We start from the raw sequence: 17690 nt of genomic DNA, 5'->3' as shown, positions 1-17690 counted from the left end.
ATGCCCAAAATCCACCTCCTTTCGGTAGACCGCACCCTGGCCCAGCGCCTGTCCGATGCCATGGGCGAGCACGTCTCGGTCGAGATGGTTCAGTCGTTGGAGCACAGCGATCTCGACGGGCCGGGCATCGTGGTGATCGACCATGCCTCCGTTCCGGCAGATCGCTCGCTGTCTTCCGCGATAGGCGAAGTGGCGCAAATGGCGCCGGGCCGCGCGGTCGTCGTCGCCACCGAGGACATGTATGCCGGGCAAGTGCTCCAGGCGATCCGTGCCGGTGCCGCCGATGTGCTGCCGCGCGGGGCCGGCGGCGCGGAAGTGTCCGAGATCCTGACGCGGGTCATGAACAGCACGCTTGCCACGCAAGGCCGACTGGGCCGCCTCACCATCGTCCTCGGCAACGACCGCGAGGCACTGCCGATGCTCGCCACCGACATGGCGCTGGCCTACAGCCTCGACCAGACGCCCACCTTGCTGGTGGACTTCACCCTGCCTACCAGCACGGCCGAGGCCTACCTCGACCTCAAGGTGGACTACGGCATCGCCTCGGCCGTCGCCGACCTCGATCGCATGGACACCAGCTTGCTCTCGGACGCTTTGGCGCGGCACGAGGCCAGCGGGCTTTCGCTGCTGACGTTCGACGGCGGCACCGGCACCGAACCGGCCGGGGTCGGGCCCAGCGACGTGGTCGGCCTGATCCAGCTGCTGCGAGCCAATTTCGCGCAAGTGGTGGTTTCGGCGGGCAGCTTGCGACACGGTGGACTGCTGCGCGAGCTGGCCTCCCAGGCGCAGGCGATCGAGATCGTGTGCAGCCAGTCGATCCGCGAACTGGAGGCCTGCCGCCGCCTGCTCGACAAAATCGCGCTCGATACCGCCAGCGCCAATCGGATGCGCCTGCTGGTCTGGGACTACGAGCCGCGCGTGCTGCTGGATGGTCGCCGCATGGCGGACGTGCTGGGCGTGGACGCGGTGATGGGCGTGCCGACCGACCGGGTGAGGGCGGCCAATGCGCTCAATGCCGGGCGCCCGCTGACGTTCGACCGGGACAGCGCACCCTATCTCCTGGCCGTTCGCCGGGCCTGCAACATCGCCGCGCCTGTCAGGTCGGGCAGCAGCCTCGATCGCATGCGCCGCGCCATCCTGCGTTCCGTGGAGCGCAGCGCATGAGCCTCCTGACCGCCGAGGAACGACAGGAAGGCTTCGCCGCGGCCGGTCGCAAACCGGCCGTGGCTCAGCCTTCGGCCCAGCGCATGAGCGACAGCTATCAGGCGGTCAAGGCGATCACCTGCCAGCAGGTCATCGAGCAGCTCGAAGCGCAGGGCGTGACGGCGGAAGCGCTGGACCAGCGCACTTTGCGGCACGAGATCGAGCAGGTCATCAACAGCCGCAGCCGCCGGGGCCAGCTGGCGCTCAACAGCGCCGAGCGGCTACTGCTGATCGAGGACGTGGAAGACGAAGTGGTCGGCCTCGGCCCGCTCGCGCCGCTGCTGCGCGACGGATCCATCGACGACATCATCGTCAACGGCGCCCACACGATCTACGCCGAGCGCGGGGGGCTGCTGGAGCGCGTAGAGACGCGGTTCCGCGACGACGCGCACCTGATGAACATCATCCAGCGCATCGTCGGCCCGATCGGCCGCCGCGTGGACGAGGCGACGCCGTTCTGCGACGCCCGCCTGGCGGACGGATCGCGCGTGAACATCGTCATCCCGCCGATCGCGCTCGACGGCCCGCTGGTCTCGATCCGCAAGTTCCGCCTTCAGGCCTTGACGCTGGACGATTGCGTGGCCGGCGGGGTGATGAGCGGGCCGATGGCCACTTATCTTGCCGCCGCCGTGCGCTCGCGCCTCAATGTCCTGATCTGCGGGGGCACCGGCGCGGGCAAGTCCACCCTTCTCAACGTGCTCTCCGCCTGCATCAGCAACCGGGAACGCCTCGTCACCATCGAGGACGCGGCGGAGCTGCAACTCTGCCAGGACCATGTGGTGCGGCTGGAAACCCGCCCGCCCAGCGTGGACGGCAGCCGGGAGGTGAGCGCGCGCGATCTCGTGCGCAATGCCCTGCGCATGCGGCCCGACCGTATTATTCTGGGCGAAGTGCGCGGGGTGGAGGCGGTGGAGATGCTCCAGGCCATGTCCACCGGCCACGACGGTTCGATGGCGACGCTCCACGGCAATTCGCCCCGTGATGCGCTGTCCCGCCTCGAAATGCTGCTCGGCTTCGCGGGGCAGCAGAACGACGTGCGCGCGGTGCGGCGCTTCGTGGCGAACAGCATCCACGTGATCGTGAACATCCAGCGCCTTGCCAGCGGCGTGCGCCGCGTCACCACGATCAGCGAAGTCACCGGCACGGAGGGCGATGCCTTCACCCTGAACGAACTGTTCCGCTTCGACGAGCAGCCGCCGATGTCGGGCGAGGGCACGTTCCAGACGCTTTCGCCTCGCCCGTATCATGCGGCGCGGCTGAAGGACTATCCGATGCCGGGGGGCTCCGTTTCGGGTCTTGCCGGGGGCCGGATCGACAATCTGGCCAATAACATGGCTAGTAACCGGGGAGTCGCGGCCGGATGGTGAAGGGCGCCGCCTATCTGATCCTGGCCCTGCTGATCCTGGGCGCGGTCCTCTTCGCCCTCGTCAGCGAGCGGGCGCGCAGCCTGGCGGCGATCGACCGGCGGCTGGCCGGTCTGACCCTGCCCGGCGCCGCGCCGGCGCGGGTTTCGGCGGCGATCTCCGTGCCTGAACGCATCGCGCCGCTGCTGGCGCAGGCCCAGCTGGAAGTGACGATGCGGGCCGTGCGCATTCTGGCCGTGGCGGGGCTGGGACTGGTGGTGACGGTGCTTCTCCTGGCCGGACCGGCATTCGCGCTGGCGGTGCTGCTGGGCCTGCCGATGGCGGCGCTTTCCTGGCTGCGCGGGCGCGCCCGCAAGCGGGTGGATGCCCTTACCGAAGCGCTGCCGCTCTATCTCGACGGCGTACGCCAGTTGCAGGCCGTGGGCAATTCGCTCTCGCAGGCGCTCTCCCGCGCGCTCGCCGATGCCTCGCCGGTGGTGCGCTCGTTCTTCGACACCGCCGCGCGGCGCCTGGAAATGGGCGCGCCCGTGGCCGAGACGATGCAGCAGCTGGCGGACCGGCTCCAGGTTCCCGAAGTGTCGATGATCGCCGCTGCCATCCGCACCAACTTGCGCTATGGCGGCTCGATCGGGGCGGTCTTCACCAATCTCGCCCATATCCTGCGCGAGCGCCTGCGCATCCGCCGCGACCTCGTGGCCGCTACCTCCGAGGCGAAAGTCAGCTCCCGCGTGCTGATCGCCATGCCGCTGCTGGCGATGGTCGGCCTGGTCATGATGAACCCGGCCTATCTCGACTTCTTCATCGCGGATCCGCGCGGACAGAAGCTCTCGCTTCTGGCCGTGGGACTGGAAGGCGCGGGCATCCTGATCATCCGCCGCATGCTGAGGCTGGAGTTCTGATGCCGCCGCTCGCCGCCCTCCTGCTGTTCGCGCTGGCGGCGGGCAGCCTGGTGCTTGCCGTCCACGGCGTGCGGATGCTCGATGCCGATGCCCGGTTGCGGCAGCGGATCGAAGGCCAGCCCGGACGCGCGGGGGCCGCCTCCGCCGCCCTGCGCTTCCGGCTACCGCGCCTGTTCGTGGTGCGTGGCCGCGATCGCGAGGAGATCGAGCAGAAGCTGCGCAAGGCCGGTTACTTCGAACCCGGCGCGCTGGAAGCTTTCGCCTGGCTGCGTCTCGCGGCCACCGCCGGGGTGGCGCTGGCCTCGATGCTGGCCTGCCTCGTGCGCGGCGGCAACCCGTTCAGCCCGCTGTTCCCGACGCTGGCCTTGTCCGGCCTCACCTACATCGGCGCCAAGTATGCGCTGCGGATGCGGGCCGCCTCGCGCGAGCGAATCCTGACCGCCGAGTTCCCCTTCCTGCTCGATCTCATGCTGATGATGCTGGAAAGCGGCGTCTCGCTGGACCAGTGCTTTCGCGGCATCGCCCGCGAGGAGCGCGCCGCCGTACCCAACCACGCCCGCCTCGTGGCGATGCTGGTGGAGGATCTCGACCGGGGGCAGGACTATCAGCTCGCCTTCGACCGCTGGGCCGCGCGCGTGGCCGTCACCGGCGCCCGCGAACTGGCGACGGTGTTCCGCCAGTCGCTGTTTCACGGCATGGAACTGGTCCCGGCCCTGCGCGAATTCGTGAGCGAGTTCTCCCAGCGCCGCGTCGCCCGCGCGCGCGAGGCGATCGGCACGATCACCGTGCGCATGGTCATCCTGATGCTCGTATTCTTCATGCCGGCGCTGTTCATCGTGCTCGCGGGACCGCCGGTCGCCGCCATTCTCGACACTTTGGGGAGCGTCAAGGGATGACTGGTCGCCTGTTTCTGGCCGTGCTCGCGCTGGGCGTCGGCACAGCCGCCTCGGTTCCGCCGACGAACCGCGCATGGGCTGCCGAAGCCCTTGGCACGGAGGCATCGGGCTCCACCCGGCAGCTCTATCTCGTGCTGATCCAGCAGGCCCGCAAGGATGGCCGCCAGCGGGCCGCGCTGGCCTTCCTCGACGATTTCGACCGGCAATATCCCGGCGACCGGGAATCGCGCATCCTGCGCATCAATTGCCTGCTCGACCTGGGGCAGACCGAAGGCGCTGCCGCTGCCCTGGCGCAGATCCCCACCGCCGACCGCAGCGCCGAAGCGCAGGCGGTGCGCGGCCATGTGCTCGCTGCGCAAGGGCAGTGGCCGGCCGCGGCCGAGCAGTACCGCGCCGCCCTGCGCGCCAGCCCCGCCGATCCGCTGATAGGCAACGCTCTCGGCTATGCCCTGCTGCGCGGGGGGGATGCGACGCAGGCGGTGGAGGCGCTCAAGGCCGCGCGCGACCTTGCGCCCGGCAACGACGTGGTGCGCAACAACCTCGCGCTGGCGCTAACGGTCGCCGGGCGGCGGGGAGAGGTCGATGCGCTGCTGGCGACGGTGCGCAACCCTTCCGCCAAGGCCGCCTTGCGCGCGCAGATCGCCGAGCAGGCCGCGTTCCTGCTCGCTCCGCCCGCGACCGCTGCACGGGAGAACTGACCGTGGCGCGTCTCCGCAACCGTTTGAAATTGCGGTCCTTGCGGACGCTGCCCAAGGCACTGGCGGAAGACGAAAGCGGCGTGATCGGGCCGATGGTGGCAGTGCTGGGCGTCTCGCTGCTGGGCGCGGCGGGGCTCGCGCTCGACGTCGGACTCTATTACCAGGGCAACCGCGACTTGCGCGCCGCTACCGAGGCCGCCGCGCTGGCGGCGGCGATGAACCCCTACGACGCGAAAGCCCGCGCCGAAGACTATCTGGTGCGCAACGGTTACGACGCTTCGGTTCTCAAGTCCGTGGAGATCGGCCGCTATTGCGCGGACATCGGCCAGGCCGCCGGCCAACGCTTCGATCCCACGATGGCGCGGTGCCCCGGCAATGGCCGCGCCAATGCGGTGCGGCTGGTTTCCAGCCATGAAAGCCGCCGTTTCCTCACCGGGGTACTGGGCGACGCCAGCCCCATCCCCGACCTTTCCGCCACGGCTTCCGCCGCCCGGATCGACGAAGCGGGCGTCAGCGTAACGTCCGATGTCCTGACCAAGGTCGTCTCGCCGCTGCTCGATCCGGTGACGCAACCGCTGGTCGATGTGGTGAACGGCCTGTTGGGCGGGTTGCTCGGCATTCCGATATCGCTGGGCCGGACGGACGTTCGCGGGCTGATGCAGGGCAATGTCGATGCGGGCCTGTTCTTCGACGCGCTGGCCGAGAAGGAGGGCTTCACCGGCACTTATGGAGAGCTGGTGCGCCGCTCCCACGGGTTGAAGAACGTCGCGGAAGCCGCCGCAGAGGCAGCCGCTACGCCGGAAGCCGCCGCCGCGCTGCGGGTCTTCGCGCGGCAGGTGGGCAATGGCTACGCGGTGCCCTTCGAAGGACTGTTCGGCCTGGGCGTGTGGAAGAACATGCCGGTGGGAGAGGCCGACCACAAACCGGCGCTGCGGGCGGGCATGAACGCCTATTCGCTCATCACTTATGCCGTCCAGTCGGGGCCGACCGCCATCGATCTCTCCAAGGCGGTGGGCTTGCTGGTGCCGGTGAACACCGTGAAGATCGGCCTGGTGTCGAGCGGCGCGGGCGACCGTCCCCGCTTCGCATTCGGGCCTGCGGGCGAGGCGCGGGCCGGCAGTTCGGCGCTGCGGATCGGGGTGATGATCGATCTGCCGGTCAATCTGGTAGGGCTCGCCTCCGTCAATGTCCACCTGCCCATCATCGTGGATGTCGGAGCGGCGCAGGCCGAAGTGCGCGAGATTTTCTGCGCCGGCTCGGCCGAGCAGGCGCGCGACACCACCGTCGATGTCCACGTCAGGTCGGGCACGGTCAATGCCTATATTGGGGACGCCGCGTTCGATCCCATGGCGAAGTCGCTCCCGATCATCGGCGCAAGCGACATCCGCCAGACGAGCCTAGTGGGCATCAAGCTCTTGGGCTCTGTCCTGACGGCGGACGTGAAGGGCAGGGCGGTCGTGCAGCCGGTGACGGGGACGGGGCCTGACGACATAACGGTGAAGTTCGGTCCGGGAGCCGGCAGCCCGGCAATGCCGACGATCCCGCGCACTATCGGCAGTTCGGTGCAGATCGGCCAGACGCTGAGCAATCTCACCACGAGCCTGCTCGGCTCGGATGGGTTGGACATTCAGATCGGCCTTCTCGGCAGCGACTGCGTGATTGCCTGCAATATTCTTCAGGCCACCGGGCTGAACGACGTGACCACCAAAGTGCTGCCCAGAGTGGTGGGGCCGGTGACGAACCTGCTCGCGACCGTGGTCGATCCCTTGCTGAACAACGTGCTGGCGGCGCTGGGCGTCCAGGTCGGCAGCGCCACCGTAGCCACTACGGGCGCGCGGTGCGGAGTGCCTGTTTTGATTTAGTTTTCGTGAACACCGGCACCGGAGTCCTCCAACCGGTTACGGAAATTTAATCGGAGGAAATGGGGAGTAATGAGTCATGAATACCATTCGTAAGCTTTTCGCGCGTCTGATGACTGACGAACGTGGTCTTACGGCCGTAGAATATGCAGTTCTGGGAGCGATTGTTGTGGGCGCAATTGGCGGCATTGCTACGCAGTTCGAAGACGGTCTCACCGGGGCTTTTGAAACAATGATTGGTAACTTCTCGTAAGGTCAGTTTATGCGCAAATCAGCTCAAAAACTGCTGAAATGCGAACGCGGAATGGCGGCGCTGGAGTTTGTTTTCCTCGCTCCGGTGCTGCTGGCCCTGGTCTTCGGGGTCATCATCTACTCGATCTACTTCAGTGCCTTGATCGGGGTGCGGCAGGCGGCGGCCGAAGGCGCGCGGGCTGCCGTCGCCGGGCTTTCCACCAGCGAGCGGGTGGAACTGGCGCAAACCCGCGCCAGACAGGTCGTAGAAGGCTACGGCCGCATCCTCGGCGGCAATACAGCGCCAGTAATAACCGCTTCGTCCGATGGGGCGGGTGTGTTCAAAGTCAAAGTCAGCTATGACATGGTCGGCAGTCCAATAATGAAATATGGGAAAATCGTTCCCATGCCGTCCTCGATCGTCGAAGCAAGCGTCGTCGTGACCAATGGGGGATACTGAATGGCTGGTCTGAGTTACTTCAATCTTGCCTTGCTGATTGTATTGCTTCTGCCGGCGGTGATCTTGCCGTGGGAGGGGCGCAGGCCACCCAATCTTCTTTATCTGGTGATCGCCATCGGCGGCCTCAGCTTCGCCGCGCTGAAAGGCGGCGTCCCCGCGTTCAGCTTGTCGGTGCTGGCGGGCGCATCCTGCCTGGTGCTGGTGGCGGGCGGCCTTGCCATCCTGCGCTCCACCACGGGGTTTTGCCTACTGACCGGCAGCCAGATCAAGCTGCTGGCCGCCGGCGCCACCTGGCTGGGGCTGCTCGGCGCGGCGACCATGATCGCGATCACGGCGATGACCCTGCTGATCGTGGCAACGGCGCAGCAGTTCCGCACGGTTGCGCGGCGCCCCGATTCGGGGGCGATCGTCGCCGTCGCCATCTTCTGCGTGGGCCTTCAGCAGGTTCTGCCGTCAATCTGAAAAGGGAAACTTCGCCTTGGCGAGGTTTGAGGTGCCGATGAACGTAATGAATCCAAGCTGGCGCTCACGCCTCGGAGCCATGCTCAATGCGCCGCGATCGGATGCCGATGCGGAAGCCGAGCAGGGGACCGAGTCAGGCGCCGACGGCTCGCTTTCGCCCGAGCCGGTGCTCATCGTCGACGATGACGAGGATTTCGGCAGCGAGTGCGCCTTCAGCCTGCGCCTGATGGGCTACGATCCGATTGTCGCCACCAGCGCGGAAGAGGCCATGGCCTTGTTCGATGCCAACGAGATATCGATCGCCATCGTCGACTACAATATGCCGGGGCAGGACGGCATCGCCCTCATCCACGCCCTTGGCCGCAATGCCGAGGCGCGGGGCCTGCGGCTCCAGTTCATCATGGCCACCGGCTATGCCAGCAAGGATGTCGCCATCGACGCCATGCGGGCCTCTGCCGTGGATTTCCTGGAAAAGCCGATAGACCAGTCCGACTTGCGGCAGGCGCTCCAGCGCATCAAGGGCCTGCGCCCGACGCCGGATGCGCGGGAATCGCTGCTGGGCAAGATTTCCAGTCTCAGCACCGAATTGCAGCGCCTGGCGATGCTGATGGACGATCCCGCGGCGCAGCCGAAATTCCGGGCCGGAGACTTTCAAGAAGGCGACTTCCGGCGGGCGAGCGACCTGATCGGCGAGTCCGAACCTGCCCTGTCGGCGCCGCCTGCGGACATGCGCGCAAGCCCAGAAACCGGGCAGTTGACGGACTTCATCCGCGAACTCCTGCGCAAGGAGATGAAGCGGCGCGAGATCGGCGGCGGCGAACTGTTCGGCGATCCGGCATGGGAGATGCTGCTCGATCTGCTGCTCGCGCGGATCGAGAACCGCCGGGTTTCGGTTTCGAGCGCCTGCATCGCCTCCGGCGCGCCGATGAGCACGGCCCTGCGGCTGGTACGCCGCCTGGTGGGAGAGAACGTGCTGTGCCGTCTGCCCGACGAGCACGACCGGCGCCGACACTTCCTGGTGATCAATCCCAAGTTCGAGGGGCCATTGCTCGAATATCTCACCGAGCAGATGCGCCAGCGCGCGAAATCTTCCGCCAAATAGCGCAGGGGCGCGCAGTCGCGCAGTTTGCGCTTCGTCGCGCCGGTTGAACGCTTTGTTTACAAACAATCGTTAACCACGCGGCGATCCTTTCCAGCGCGACTGCCCTATGACCATAGATCCCCGCACAATGCTGTTCATGACGAATGCCGTCGCGTTCGTGGCTTCGGCGTTCCTGCTTTTCGAATGGCACCTGCTGCGCGAGCGGTCGCTCGCCTACTGGAGTGCGGGCTTCGCCGCGATCGTGGTGGGCTGTGCGATCACGCCATTGCGAGAGGCGGGCTTCTTCATCGCGGGAGTGTGGCTGGCGAACGGCATGCTGGTTCTGGCACACGTGGCGTTCCTTTACGGCACCGCCAGTTTCCTCGGTCGTCGGATCTCGCCGGCATGGTGCCTCGTGCTTCCGGCCTGGGCCTTGATGCTGGCTGTTCCCGACGATGGCGTGCGCACGCAGATCCTGTCGCTGGTGAACGCGCTGTTGGTCGCCGTGCTCTCGCTGCGGTCCGCCCAGATGCTCGGCGGACTGCGCGGCCGCCGAGATCCGGACACGACGCTGCTCGCTTTCGCATTCCTCGGCCATGGCGGGTTCTATCTGCTAAAGACGCTGATGGCCTTCGTTCCGGGGGCCTTCATCGACCTGTCCCATTACACCGGCCTGATGATCTCGATCTCGCTGTTCGAGGGGATCATGATGGAAGTGGCGCTGGCGTTGTCGATCGTCGGCGCTTTGCGGCGCCGCCGCGAGCGCAGCATCGTGCGTCTGGCGGAGCACGATCCGCTGACCGGGCTGTTGAATCGCCGAGGCTTCGAAGCTCGCGCCCGCACCGTACTGGCGCAGGAGGACGGGCCGGTGGCGCTGTTGCTGCTGGACATCGATCATTTCAAATCGATCAACGACGGCTACGGCCATCCGGAAGGCGACCGCCTGCTGGTGGCCCTGGGAGTTTTCCTGAATTCGACTTTGCCGCATCGCGCCATCTGGGGACGGTTGGGGGGCGACGAATTCGCCGTGCTCCTGCCGCGGGCCGACGTTTTTGCGGCGCTTACCCTGGCCAAGGCGCTGTGCCAGGGCTTCGCGCGGGTCGGCGGTGGCCGCGGGCAGGGCGGTACGCTGAGCATCGGCTGCGCCACTTATGCGGAAGGCGCGATCGACCTTGAGGCGCTATCCGCCGTGGCGGACCGCGCGCTTTACGACGCCAAGCGGCAAGGCCGGAATCGGGCCAGCCATCGCGAAGTTGCGGGCGAACCCTTGGCGAAGAGTCGTCTCGTCGCCGAATCCGTGTCGCACCCGGCCGCCGTCGCAATCACCCCGCCGGACAGGGTCAATTCCCCCGAAGCCCTCTCGGCTCGTTGATAAAATCGTTTAATTTTCACGTACAATCGAATGCAACAATCGATTGATCGCGAATACGCAGAGTTCACTTGAGAAACCTTTACTAAAACAATACCTGAAGAGCATAACGCTATCGCTTTGACCCGGGGGGGACAAACTTGCGATCGAGCTGTAAAGACGTGTTTGATCAGGATCTTGAGGATACGGCGCGGCCGTCCGGCCCTTCGGGCTCGTCGTTTCGCGTCCGCGATCTGGTGCCCGCCGCTTGCCTGCTTGCCGTGGGGCTGATCGCGCTGCTGATCGCCTCGATCCGGAGCGATGCCGCGCCCGGCAAGTTCGTGGTGGTGGCGCCGCCCGGCTGGTCGCTGGGCCGCACGGTCGCGCTCGTCCGGGCCGGAGACGGACGTCTTCTGGGCACCGGCAACTTCGCGAACGTGGTCTTCGCGGCGTCCTCCGATTCAAGCTTTGCTGCGCGTCTGCGTGCAGCCGGGGCCTGGCTGGTCGAGCCCGCGCCGCTGGCACCGGGTTGCGTCACTCCCGAAAGGACAAGCCCTTGAACGACGCGCTCGACAGGCTGCGAACCCGCTTCGGCCTTTTCCTGGTGCCGTTGCTATGGGGACATGTGCTGCTCCAGGCCGCCGTGGCCCAGGCGATGACGGTGTCGGGCGGGCAAGTTGGAAATGGACTGGCGTTACGAGCGGGGCTGGCGGCGGCGCTGGTCGCGGCTGCCTATCATGTCACTTGGCGCCGCTACGGCACTGCGCCCGCCACCCGCTATCTCTCGGTAGTGGCGCTGATGGCGGAGCCGGCCATGCTGCTGTTCCTCCTGCGGGGGCATCCCTGGCAGATGGACATGCACATGTACTTCTTCGCGATGCTGGCACTGACGATCGCCTGGCTGGATCGACGGGCGATACTGGTCGCCGCCATCGCCATCGCCGCGCATCACGCCCTGCTGCTGTACCTCCTGCCCTATGCGGTGTTTCCGGAGGCGGGAAATTTCGAGCGCGTCCTGCTCCACGCCGCCATCGTCGCGTTTCAGACCGGCGTGCTGATCTGGCTGAACAACATGCTGCTCGCCAGCTTCGCGCAGAGCGCCCGGATGAGCGAGGAGATCGGGGCCAAGAACATCGCGCTGGAAGAGCGTACGCGCGAAGCTGAGGAAGCCACCCGTGCCAAGAGCATGTTCCTGGCCAACATGAGCCATGAGATCCGCACGCCGATGAACGCGATCCTCGGCTTCTGCCACCTGGTATCGCGCACGGACCTGGACAAGCGGCAGCGCGGCTATGTCGAGCGGATCAGCGGCGCGGGGGCCTCCCTGCTGCGCCTGATCAACGATATTCTCGACTATTCCAAGAACGAAGCGGGCAAGCTGACGCTCGAAGCGCGACCGTTCGACCTTCGTGCTGCCGTTGCCGGACAGATCCAGCTTCTCACGGTGGAAGCGGCGGCCAAAGGCGTGCGGATCGTCGCGCGGACCGACCACCGCCTGCCGGTAAGCGTGGTGGGAGACGAACTGCGGTTCTCGCAGGTGGTCCTCAACCTCCTGAGCAACGCGGTGAAATTCTCCGATCGCGGAGAAGTGACGGTCGCCGTCGATCTGCTTTCATCGCAAGCGGACGGCCTCGAAGTCGCGCTGGTCGTGCGCGATCATGGCATCGGCATGGATGGGGAGCAGCAGGCCAGCCTGTTCCGGTCCTTCTCCCAGGGCGACAGCTCCACCACCCGTCGTTTCGGGGGCACCGGGCTTGGACTGGCCATCTGCCGTCAGATCGTCGAGCAGATGGGCGGAGACATCGGCGTGGAAAGTGCGCAGGGCCAGGGCAGCACTTTCACCTGCCGCATGCGCTTCGCCGCGGGTCGGGCGGCCGGATCCGAGAAGCCGGCGGCGCATATCCGCGCCCTGCGCGTGCTTGCGGCGGACGACAATGCGGCCGCCCGCCAGCTCGTGGAGGAAATCTTCGAAGGCTGGGACATGGGCGTGGATCTCGTGGCCTCCGGTGACGAAGCCGTGGCAGCCTTCGGCAGTGCCGCGGTGGACCAGAAGCCTTACGACCTCGTCCTGCTGGACTGGAAGATGCCGGGCATGGACGGCATGGAAGCGGTGCGAGAGCTTCGCCGCATGCAGCACGGGGCGCCCTCGCCGGTCACGCTCATCGTCACCGCCTATTCGGTGGACGAGATGGCGGCCGAAGCGGGGGAAGCAGGCGTCTCGGCCTTTCTTACCAAGCCGATCGATTCCCACGCCCTGCTGGAGACGATCTCCTCGCTGTTCGCAGAGGGTTCGCCGCAAGTGACGGTGGCGAGTTCAGCGCCCACGCGGGAGGCAAGGGCTCCGGTTGCGGATGGGCCGGTTGCGGATGGGCAGGTCGCGGGGCCGTTGCGCGGCCTGCGGGTGTTGCTGGTGGAGGACAACGAGATCAACCGCGAGATCGCCACCGAACTGCTAACCCATGCGGGCCTGGTGGTGGATTGCGCGGAAAATGGGCGTGTAGCCTGCGACAAGGTGGCGCAGAACGGCCGAGCCTATGCGGGCGTGTTGATGGACGTGCAGATGCCCGAAATGGACGGCATCGAGGCGACGACGATCATCCGCCGCACTTGGCCGATGGCGGAATTGCCGATCATCGCCATCACCGCCCACGCCTTCGAGGCGGAACGGCAGCGCTGCCTGGACGCAGGCATGAACGATCATGTGGCCAAGCCCGTCGATCCCCGTCAGCTCATCGTGACGCTGGACCGCTGGTTGAAGCCGGCGCGCGAAGGAAGTGTCGTCACGCGATCCGGCGCACCTTCGACTTCAACACAGGTCGCTACGGTGGCGGAGCTTCCCGATCGCCTGGGCCCATTCGACATTGCCGAGGCTTTGAAGCGCGTCAACGGCAAGGCGGGCCTGCTCCGCAAGCTGATCGTCAGTTTCGCGGCGACGTACGGCCATGCCGGGCAGGACATCCGCGATCGGATCGCGGCAGGGCAGATTGCGGATGCACGGCGCCTGGCCCACAGCCTGAAAGGCGTAGCGGGGTCGCTGGAACTGCGCGAGCTGCAAGCTTGCGCTTCGGACGTGGAGCAGCGGCTGGCGCACGAGGATCTGATTCCGGCGCTCGCCGCGATCCAGGCGCTCGAACCGGAACTGGACCGCGCTGTCGCGGCGGCCGGGAAGCTTGCGGAAGCGGCACTGCCCAAGGGGGAAGCGGTCGCTGCTCATGCTCGACCTGCACCGTCCGACGATGGACGGGACCTTTCGGCCGCCTACGACGAACTTCGCGCGCTGCTACGCCGGCGAAGCCTGGGCGCCAGAAGCGCGTTCGAACGGCTGGCCCAAGACATGGGCCTGGACGATGTCGAACGCGCCGCGCATCCGCTGCACCACGCCTTGCAGCGGCTGGACTATGTCGCCGCTCTCGCGCTGCTGGAAGGCTTGGCAGGTGGAGCGGAGCGCCTGCCGATCACAGAAAGCACTGCCCCCCAAGCCGCCTTCTCCCAAGGAATCCCCTCGTGAACAAAGCGACCATTCTCGTCGTCGATGACGATGTGGCCAATATCGAGATCATGAACGCCGTGCTGGAGGACGACTATGACGTCTGCTTCGCCACGTCCGGCGAAGAGGCGATCGATACGGCGCGATCCGTGGATCCGGACCTGATCCTGCTCGATATCGTACTGCCCGGCATGGATGGTTTCGAAGTCTGCCGTCAGCTCAAGGTCGATCCCGTTCTGGCGGACGTGCCGATTATCTTCATGACCGGGCTGGGCGACACGGAAGACGAGATGCGCGGGCTTTCCCTCGGTGCGATCGACTATGTGGCCAAGCCGATCCAGCCCGCAATCCTGCGCGCGCGGGTGAGCAATCACGTGGAGCTCAAGCGGCTGCGCGACAAGCTGGCGGAACTCGCGGTAACCGATGCGCTGACCGGGTTGAGCAATCGCCGCCAGCTTGAGCGCACGCTGGAAGGCGAATGGGTGCGCCTCTGCCGCACCGGAGACTGGCTGTCGGTGATCATGCTCGACATCGATTTCTTCAAGCAGTTCAACGATACTTACGGCCATGTCGCGGGCGACCGCTGCATCGTCATGATCGCCGCCTCGCTCAACCGCGCGCTGCGGCGGATGACGGCGGTGACGGCGCGTTACGGCGGCGAGGAATTCGTCTGCATCCTGCCCGGGGCCGATCCGGCGACGGCCCTTCAGGTGGCGGAGGAGATCAGGCGGCAGGTGAACGCGCTGCAAATTCCGCACGAAACATCGAATGTCAGCCCCTGCGTCACCGTCAGTGTGGGGGTCGCCTCGGCTCGTTGCTCCGGCGAAACGACGCCGGAACGGTGGATCGCCGAAGCGGACAAGCAGCTCTACCTGAGCAAAGTCGCGGGTCGCGACCGCACGGTCGCAACCGAGTTCGAGGTGCCCTGTCTGGGGTAAGGGATCTGAGTAAGGGCCTGGGGTAAAGGGCTGGCGTCAGGGAGTCCGGATCGCTCCGGACTCCCCCGATCCTCGCGCGGGGCGTCAGGCCGGTTCGTGAACCTGCTGCTGCATCAGGCGCTCGGCAGTGCGGTCCGCCACGATGGACGGCGCAAGACCGTCCCGTGCGGCTTCGTCCAGCACGGCGGCGACGCGCGGGCCGATGCGGACGACGCGCTGGCGAACTTCGTCGGCGCTCTCCTTCAGGTATTCCGCCGCCACGTTGATGATCCCGCCAGCATTGGCGACGTAATCGGGCACATAGGTCACGCCGCGTTCGAGCAGCAGCGCGGCCATGTCCTCGCTCGCGAGCTGGTTGTTGGCCGCGCCGCAAACGAGGCGCGCTTCCAGCGTGGCGATCGTGGCTGCATCGAGCACGCCGCCCAGGGCGCAGGGTGCGAAAATGTCGGCGGCAACCCCGGCAATCTCATGAACCGGCACGACGCGTGCGCCATGGGCTTCCGCCACGCGGGCGCAGCGCGCCGGATCGATGTCGGCCACGACGAGTTCCGCACCGGCCTCCGCCAGCATGTCGCACAAGTGGCCGCCGACATTGCCGACGCCCAGCACGGCCACGGTCATGCTCGAAAGCGCGCTGCCGGACTGGAATGCCACGGCGGCGCGCATGGCCTCGAACACGCCCAGCGCGGTCCAGGGCGAGGGATCGCCGCCAGCGCGACCGGGCAGGGCGGTGCGCCCGGCGACATGGCTGGTGTGACGCGCGATCGCTTCCATGTCGGAAACGGTCGTGCCGACGTCTTCGGCGGTGACGTAGCGCCCGTCGAGCCGCTCGACCGCCTGGCCGAAGGCTTCGAACAGGGCGACCCGATCGAACGCGCCTGCCGGGCGTCGCAGCACGGCCTTGCCACCGCCGAACGGCAGTTCGGCCATGGCGTTCTTGTAGCTCATGCCCTCGGCAAGGCGCACGGCATCGGCCATGGCGCTGCTCTCGTCGGCGTAAGTCCAGAACCGGCAACCACCGGCGGCCGGACCGCGCGCGGTGGAGTGAATGGCGATCACTCCGTCCAGGCCGGCTGCTTCGTCATAGAGACGGACATATTCCATCGGCGGCGTCATGCGGCTGGCGCGGGCGACCATTTCAAAACTCCAGGCTGGCGTAAGTGCCGACACCCTTATTGCAGGTCCGCCGAGGGCATTCTCTCCTCTTTCAGGGTTGAAAGCCCCCAATATCGGCAAGACGTACCCGAAAAGGCATGATATGAGAAAATTATGTCCGACCTTGACCCATACGAGCGAAAGATTCTCCGAGAACTCCAGCGAGACGCGAGTCAGACGACGGCGCAGATCGCAGAGCGGGTTGGCCTGTCGTCCTCGCCCTGCTGGCGGCGTATCGACCGGCTGGAGCGGGAAGGCTTCATCAAGCGCCGGGTGGCGCTGGTGGATCGCAAGAAAGTGGGGCTGGACGCGCACGTTTTCGCGCAAGTGAAACTGAACGCCCATGGCCGCGCCAATCTCGATGAGTTCTCCGCCAAGATCCGCGAGTTCCCGGAGGTGCTGGACTGCTACGTGCTGATGGGCTCGGTAGACTTCCTGATCCGCGTGGTAGCCGCCGATATCGAGGCTTACGAAAAGTTCTTCTTCGAAAAGCTTTCACAGCTTCCCGGTGTGCAGGAATTGAACTCGATCGTGGCATTGTCCGAAATCAAGGCGACCACGGAATTGCCGATCTGAATGCGGATGTCGGGGCTGTCGGCGATTCCCGTTTCAGTTTTCCAGCTTGCGCAGTCGATTGTAGAGGTCACTGCACGCGTCGCTTGGCGCGATGGCCCAGCTTCGCTTCGCGCACTGTCGCGCTCGGTCGAGATATTCCGGATCGTGAGCCAATTCGTAGCGATCCAGCCATAGCGATCCGCGCTGGATTAGCAGAATGCGTGTCTCCTCGCCGTCCAGACCATTGGCCCTGCGGGCGACCAGATCGGTATGGCTCAGGGCTTCCATTATCTTACCCGAATCCCGCATGCTCGATACCAGGGCGATGACCAGATCTCCGGGAGGTGGATCCTGGGCACCCTCCAGCCATGCCGCGGCTAATCTGGCCTCCTCGCGCGCAGAGCCATACTTGCGTGCGAGACGAAGCCCCTCGAACCGGTCCTCGCGCCAGGGCAGGCGATAGGCCTGAGCCGCTTCGATGGCCGCAACCAGGCCGGGGAGATCGTCCTGCTCGATACGGGCGTGAAACCCGAATGCCGCGGCTTTCTGCCGCATCTTGTCATGCTCGACGTCTGCGGGCGAGCGGAGCGAGGATATCGCGGACATTAGAACGGGTGTCAGAAGCACGTATCCCGAGGTGAGGGGGCATTTCCGTGGCAGGCCGTCTATCGTCCGCAAGTGAACCGCGCGGCTATGAAGATCCAGCCTGACGATGGTCGCCACATCCTCGGGGTCGTCGATATAGAAGTCGGCACCGATCAGGCTTTCGGCCAGCATTTCCGCGCCGGGCTTGTGAAGCAGTGGCAATATGTCGTCGCCACTGATGTCCTCCGCTTCGATGTCCAACAGCCGCACCTCCTGCTGCGGCTTTTACAGGTTTCGCTACAGAGTGAACATCCCGGTTTCAGCCGAACTGGCGGAGACGGCGGCGGAAATCGGTCGGTTTGGTCGATTATGAAGATTTTTTGAAATTAGCGTGTTGACCGAATCGTGGGTGGGACTTAGAGGGCCTCTCACCGCAGCGGAGCAGACGCTCTTGCAGTGGTCGCCAAGA

General features: G+C 66.1%; 17 protein-coding genes. 15 read left to right on the top strand and 2 right to left on the bottom strand.

The genetic code is table 11. The features are described from left to right. From RT424_RS14280 to RT424_RS14215, 14 genes are all read left to right on the top strand, one after another. On the top strand, window positions 1-1164 hold the full coding sequence (locus RT424_RS14280) for a histidine kinase (protein ID WP_313439457.1): 1164 nt from the start codon (window positions 1-3) through the stop codon (window positions 1162-1164). Continuing rightward, a complete protein-coding gene (locus RT424_RS14275; protein ID WP_313439454.1) occupies window positions 1161-2570 on the top strand; it encodes a CpaF family protein in 1410 nt (469 codons plus the stop codon). The genes RT424_RS14280 and RT424_RS14275 overlap by 4 nt, the downstream gene beginning before the upstream one ends. Continuing rightward, window positions 2564-3466 (top strand): type II secretion system F family protein, encoded by a 903-nt coding sequence (locus RT424_RS14270; RefSeq protein WP_313439451.1) that lies wholly within the window; start codon window positions 2564-2566, stop codon window positions 3464-3466. The genes RT424_RS14275 and RT424_RS14270 overlap by 7 nt, the downstream gene beginning before the upstream one ends. Beyond that, window positions 3466-4362, top strand: coding sequence for a type II secretion system F family protein (locus RT424_RS14265; protein ID WP_313439448.1), 897 nt, complete (start codon window positions 3466-3468; stop codon window positions 4360-4362). Before RT424_RS14270 ends, RT424_RS14265 begins: the two co-directional genes overlap by 1 nt. Then, the gene (locus RT424_RS14260) at window positions 4359-5060 is read left to right on the top strand and encodes a tetratricopeptide repeat protein (protein WP_313439446.1); all 702 of its coding nucleotides are present in this window, start codon (window positions 4359-4361) and stop codon (window positions 5058-5060) included. The genes RT424_RS14265 and RT424_RS14260 overlap by 4 nt, the downstream gene beginning before the upstream one ends. Before the next feature lie 38 nt (window positions 5061-5098). Then, the gene (locus RT424_RS14255) at window positions 5099-6922 is read left to right on the top strand and encodes a pilus assembly protein TadG-related protein (protein WP_313439443.1); all 1824 of its coding nucleotides are present in this window, start codon (window positions 5099-5101) and stop codon (window positions 6920-6922) included. A gap of 76 nt (window positions 6923-6998) precedes the next feature. After that, window positions 6999-7172: a Flp family type IVb pilin gene (locus tag RT424_RS14250; RefSeq protein ID WP_313439440.1), complete on the top strand. Its 174-nt coding sequence runs from the start codon at window positions 6999-7001 to the stop codon at window positions 7170-7172. 9 nt (window positions 7173-7181) lie between these two features. Further along, on the top strand, window positions 7182-7610 hold the full coding sequence (locus RT424_RS14245; RefSeq protein ID WP_313439437.1) for a TadE/TadG family type IV pilus assembly protein: 429 nt from the start codon (window positions 7182-7184) through the stop codon (window positions 7608-7610). Continuing rightward, window positions 7611-8072, top strand: a complete 462-nt coding sequence (locus RT424_RS14240; protein ID WP_313439435.1) for a hypothetical protein — start codon at window positions 7611-7613, stop codon at window positions 8070-8072. 37 nt (window positions 8073-8109) lie between these two features. Further along, window positions 8110-9174: a response regulator gene (locus RT424_RS14235; RefSeq protein WP_313439433.1), complete on the top strand. Its 1065-nt coding sequence runs from the start codon at window positions 8110-8112 to the stop codon at window positions 9172-9174. Window positions 9175-9310: 136 nt separating this feature from the next. Beyond that, complete coding sequence (locus RT424_RS14230; protein ID WP_313439430.1) at window positions 9311-10525, top strand: GGDEF domain-containing protein; 1215 nt, start codon at window positions 9311-9313, stop codon at window positions 10523-10525. A gap of 158 nt (window positions 10526-10683) precedes the next feature. Beyond that, window positions 10684-11061, top strand: coding sequence for a hypothetical protein (locus tag RT424_RS14225; protein ID WP_313439428.1), 378 nt, complete (start codon window positions 10684-10686; stop codon window positions 11059-11061). After that, window positions 11058-14009 carry a response regulator gene (locus RT424_RS14220; protein ID WP_313439426.1) on the top strand — a complete coding sequence of 984 codons (2952 nt, stop codon included), beginning with the start codon at window positions 11058-11060 and terminating at the stop codon, window positions 14007-14009. The genes RT424_RS14225 and RT424_RS14220 overlap by 4 nt, the downstream gene beginning before the upstream one ends. Beyond that, window positions 14006-14926, top strand: coding sequence for a diguanylate cyclase (locus tag RT424_RS14215; RefSeq protein ID WP_313439424.1), 921 nt, complete (start codon window positions 14006-14008; stop codon window positions 14924-14926). Before RT424_RS14220 ends, RT424_RS14215 begins: the two co-directional genes overlap by 4 nt. An 84-nt stretch (window positions 14927-15010) precedes the next feature. Here the strand turns inward: RT424_RS14215 and RT424_RS14210 are convergent, their stop codons facing one another. After that, window positions 15011-16063 carry a Glu/Leu/Phe/Val dehydrogenase dimerization domain-containing protein gene (locus RT424_RS14210; protein ID WP_313439422.1) on the bottom strand — a complete coding sequence of 351 codons (1053 nt, stop codon included), beginning with the start codon at window positions 16061-16063 and terminating at the stop codon, window positions 15011-15013. Window positions 16064-16195: 132 nt separating this feature from the next. Here RT424_RS14210 and RT424_RS14205 point away from each other — a divergent pair, with 132 nt between their 5' ends. Next, entirely contained in the window at window positions 16196-16657 is a 462-nt protein-coding gene (locus RT424_RS14205) for an Lrp/AsnC family transcriptional regulator (protein ID WP_313439420.1), read from the top strand. Window positions 16658-16690: 33 nt separating this feature from the next. Here RT424_RS14205 and RT424_RS14200 read toward each other — a convergent pair whose 3' ends face one another. Beyond that, window positions 16691-17482 carry a hypothetical protein gene (locus tag RT424_RS14200; protein WP_313439418.1) on the bottom strand — a complete coding sequence of 264 codons (792 nt, stop codon included), beginning with the start codon at window positions 17480-17482 and terminating at the stop codon, window positions 16691-16693. Between the last annotated feature and the right edge of the window lie 208 nt (window positions 17483-17690).

Origin of the sequence: Novosphingobium sp., assembly GCF_032093395.1 — a bacterium.
GTDB lineage: Bacteria > Pseudomonadota > Alphaproteobacteria > Sphingomonadales > Sphingomonadaceae > Novosphingobium.
Note: the sequence above shows the minus strand (reverse complement) of the source record. Positions and strands in the feature narration are given on the sequence as shown.

What these genes read in the sequence shown, in the direction of transcription:
- RT424_RS14240 (WP_313439435.1), top strand. Translation starts at nt 7,611, where the DNA reads ATGGCTGGTCTGAGTTACTTCAATCTTGCCTTGCTGATTGTATTGCTT.
- RT424_RS14280 (WP_313439457.1), top strand. Translation starts at nt 1, where the DNA reads ATGCCCAAAATCCACCTCCTTTCGGTAGACCGCACCCTGGCCCAGCGC.
- RT424_RS14230 (WP_313439430.1), top strand. Translation starts at nt 9,311, where the DNA reads ATGACGAATGCCGTCGCGTTCGTGGCTTCGGCGTTCCTGCTTTTCGAA.
- RT424_RS14235 (WP_313439433.1), top strand. Translation starts at nt 8,110, where the DNA reads ATGAACGTAATGAATCCAAGCTGGCGCTCACGCCTCGGAGCCATGCTC.
- RT424_RS14210 (WP_313439422.1), bottom strand. Translation starts at nt 16,063, where the DNA reads ATGGTCGCCCGCGCCAGCCGCATGACGCCGCCGATGGAATATGTCCGT.
- RT424_RS14265 (WP_313439448.1), top strand. Translation starts at nt 3,466, where the DNA reads ATGCCGCCGCTCGCCGCCCTCCTGCTGTTCGCGCTGGCGGCGGGCAGC.
- RT424_RS14275 (WP_313439454.1), top strand. Translation starts at nt 1,161, where the DNA reads ATGAGCCTCCTGACCGCCGAGGAACGACAGGAAGGCTTCGCCGCGGCC.
- RT424_RS14245 (WP_313439437.1), top strand. Translation starts at nt 7,182, where the DNA reads ATGCGCAAATCAGCTCAAAAACTGCTGAAATGCGAACGCGGAATGGCG.
- RT424_RS14205 (WP_313439420.1), top strand. Translation starts at nt 16,196, where the DNA reads ATGTCCGACCTTGACCCATACGAGCGAAAGATTCTCCGAGAACTCCAG.
- RT424_RS14260 (WP_313439446.1), top strand. Translation starts at nt 4,359, where the DNA reads ATGACTGGTCGCCTGTTTCTGGCCGTGCTCGCGCTGGGCGTCGGCACA.
- RT424_RS14250 (WP_313439440.1), top strand. Translation starts at nt 6,999, where the DNA reads ATGAATACCATTCGTAAGCTTTTCGCGCGTCTGATGACTGACGAACGT.
- RT424_RS14270 (WP_313439451.1), top strand. Translation starts at nt 2,564, where the DNA reads ATGGTGAAGGGCGCCGCCTATCTGATCCTGGCCCTGCTGATCCTGGGC.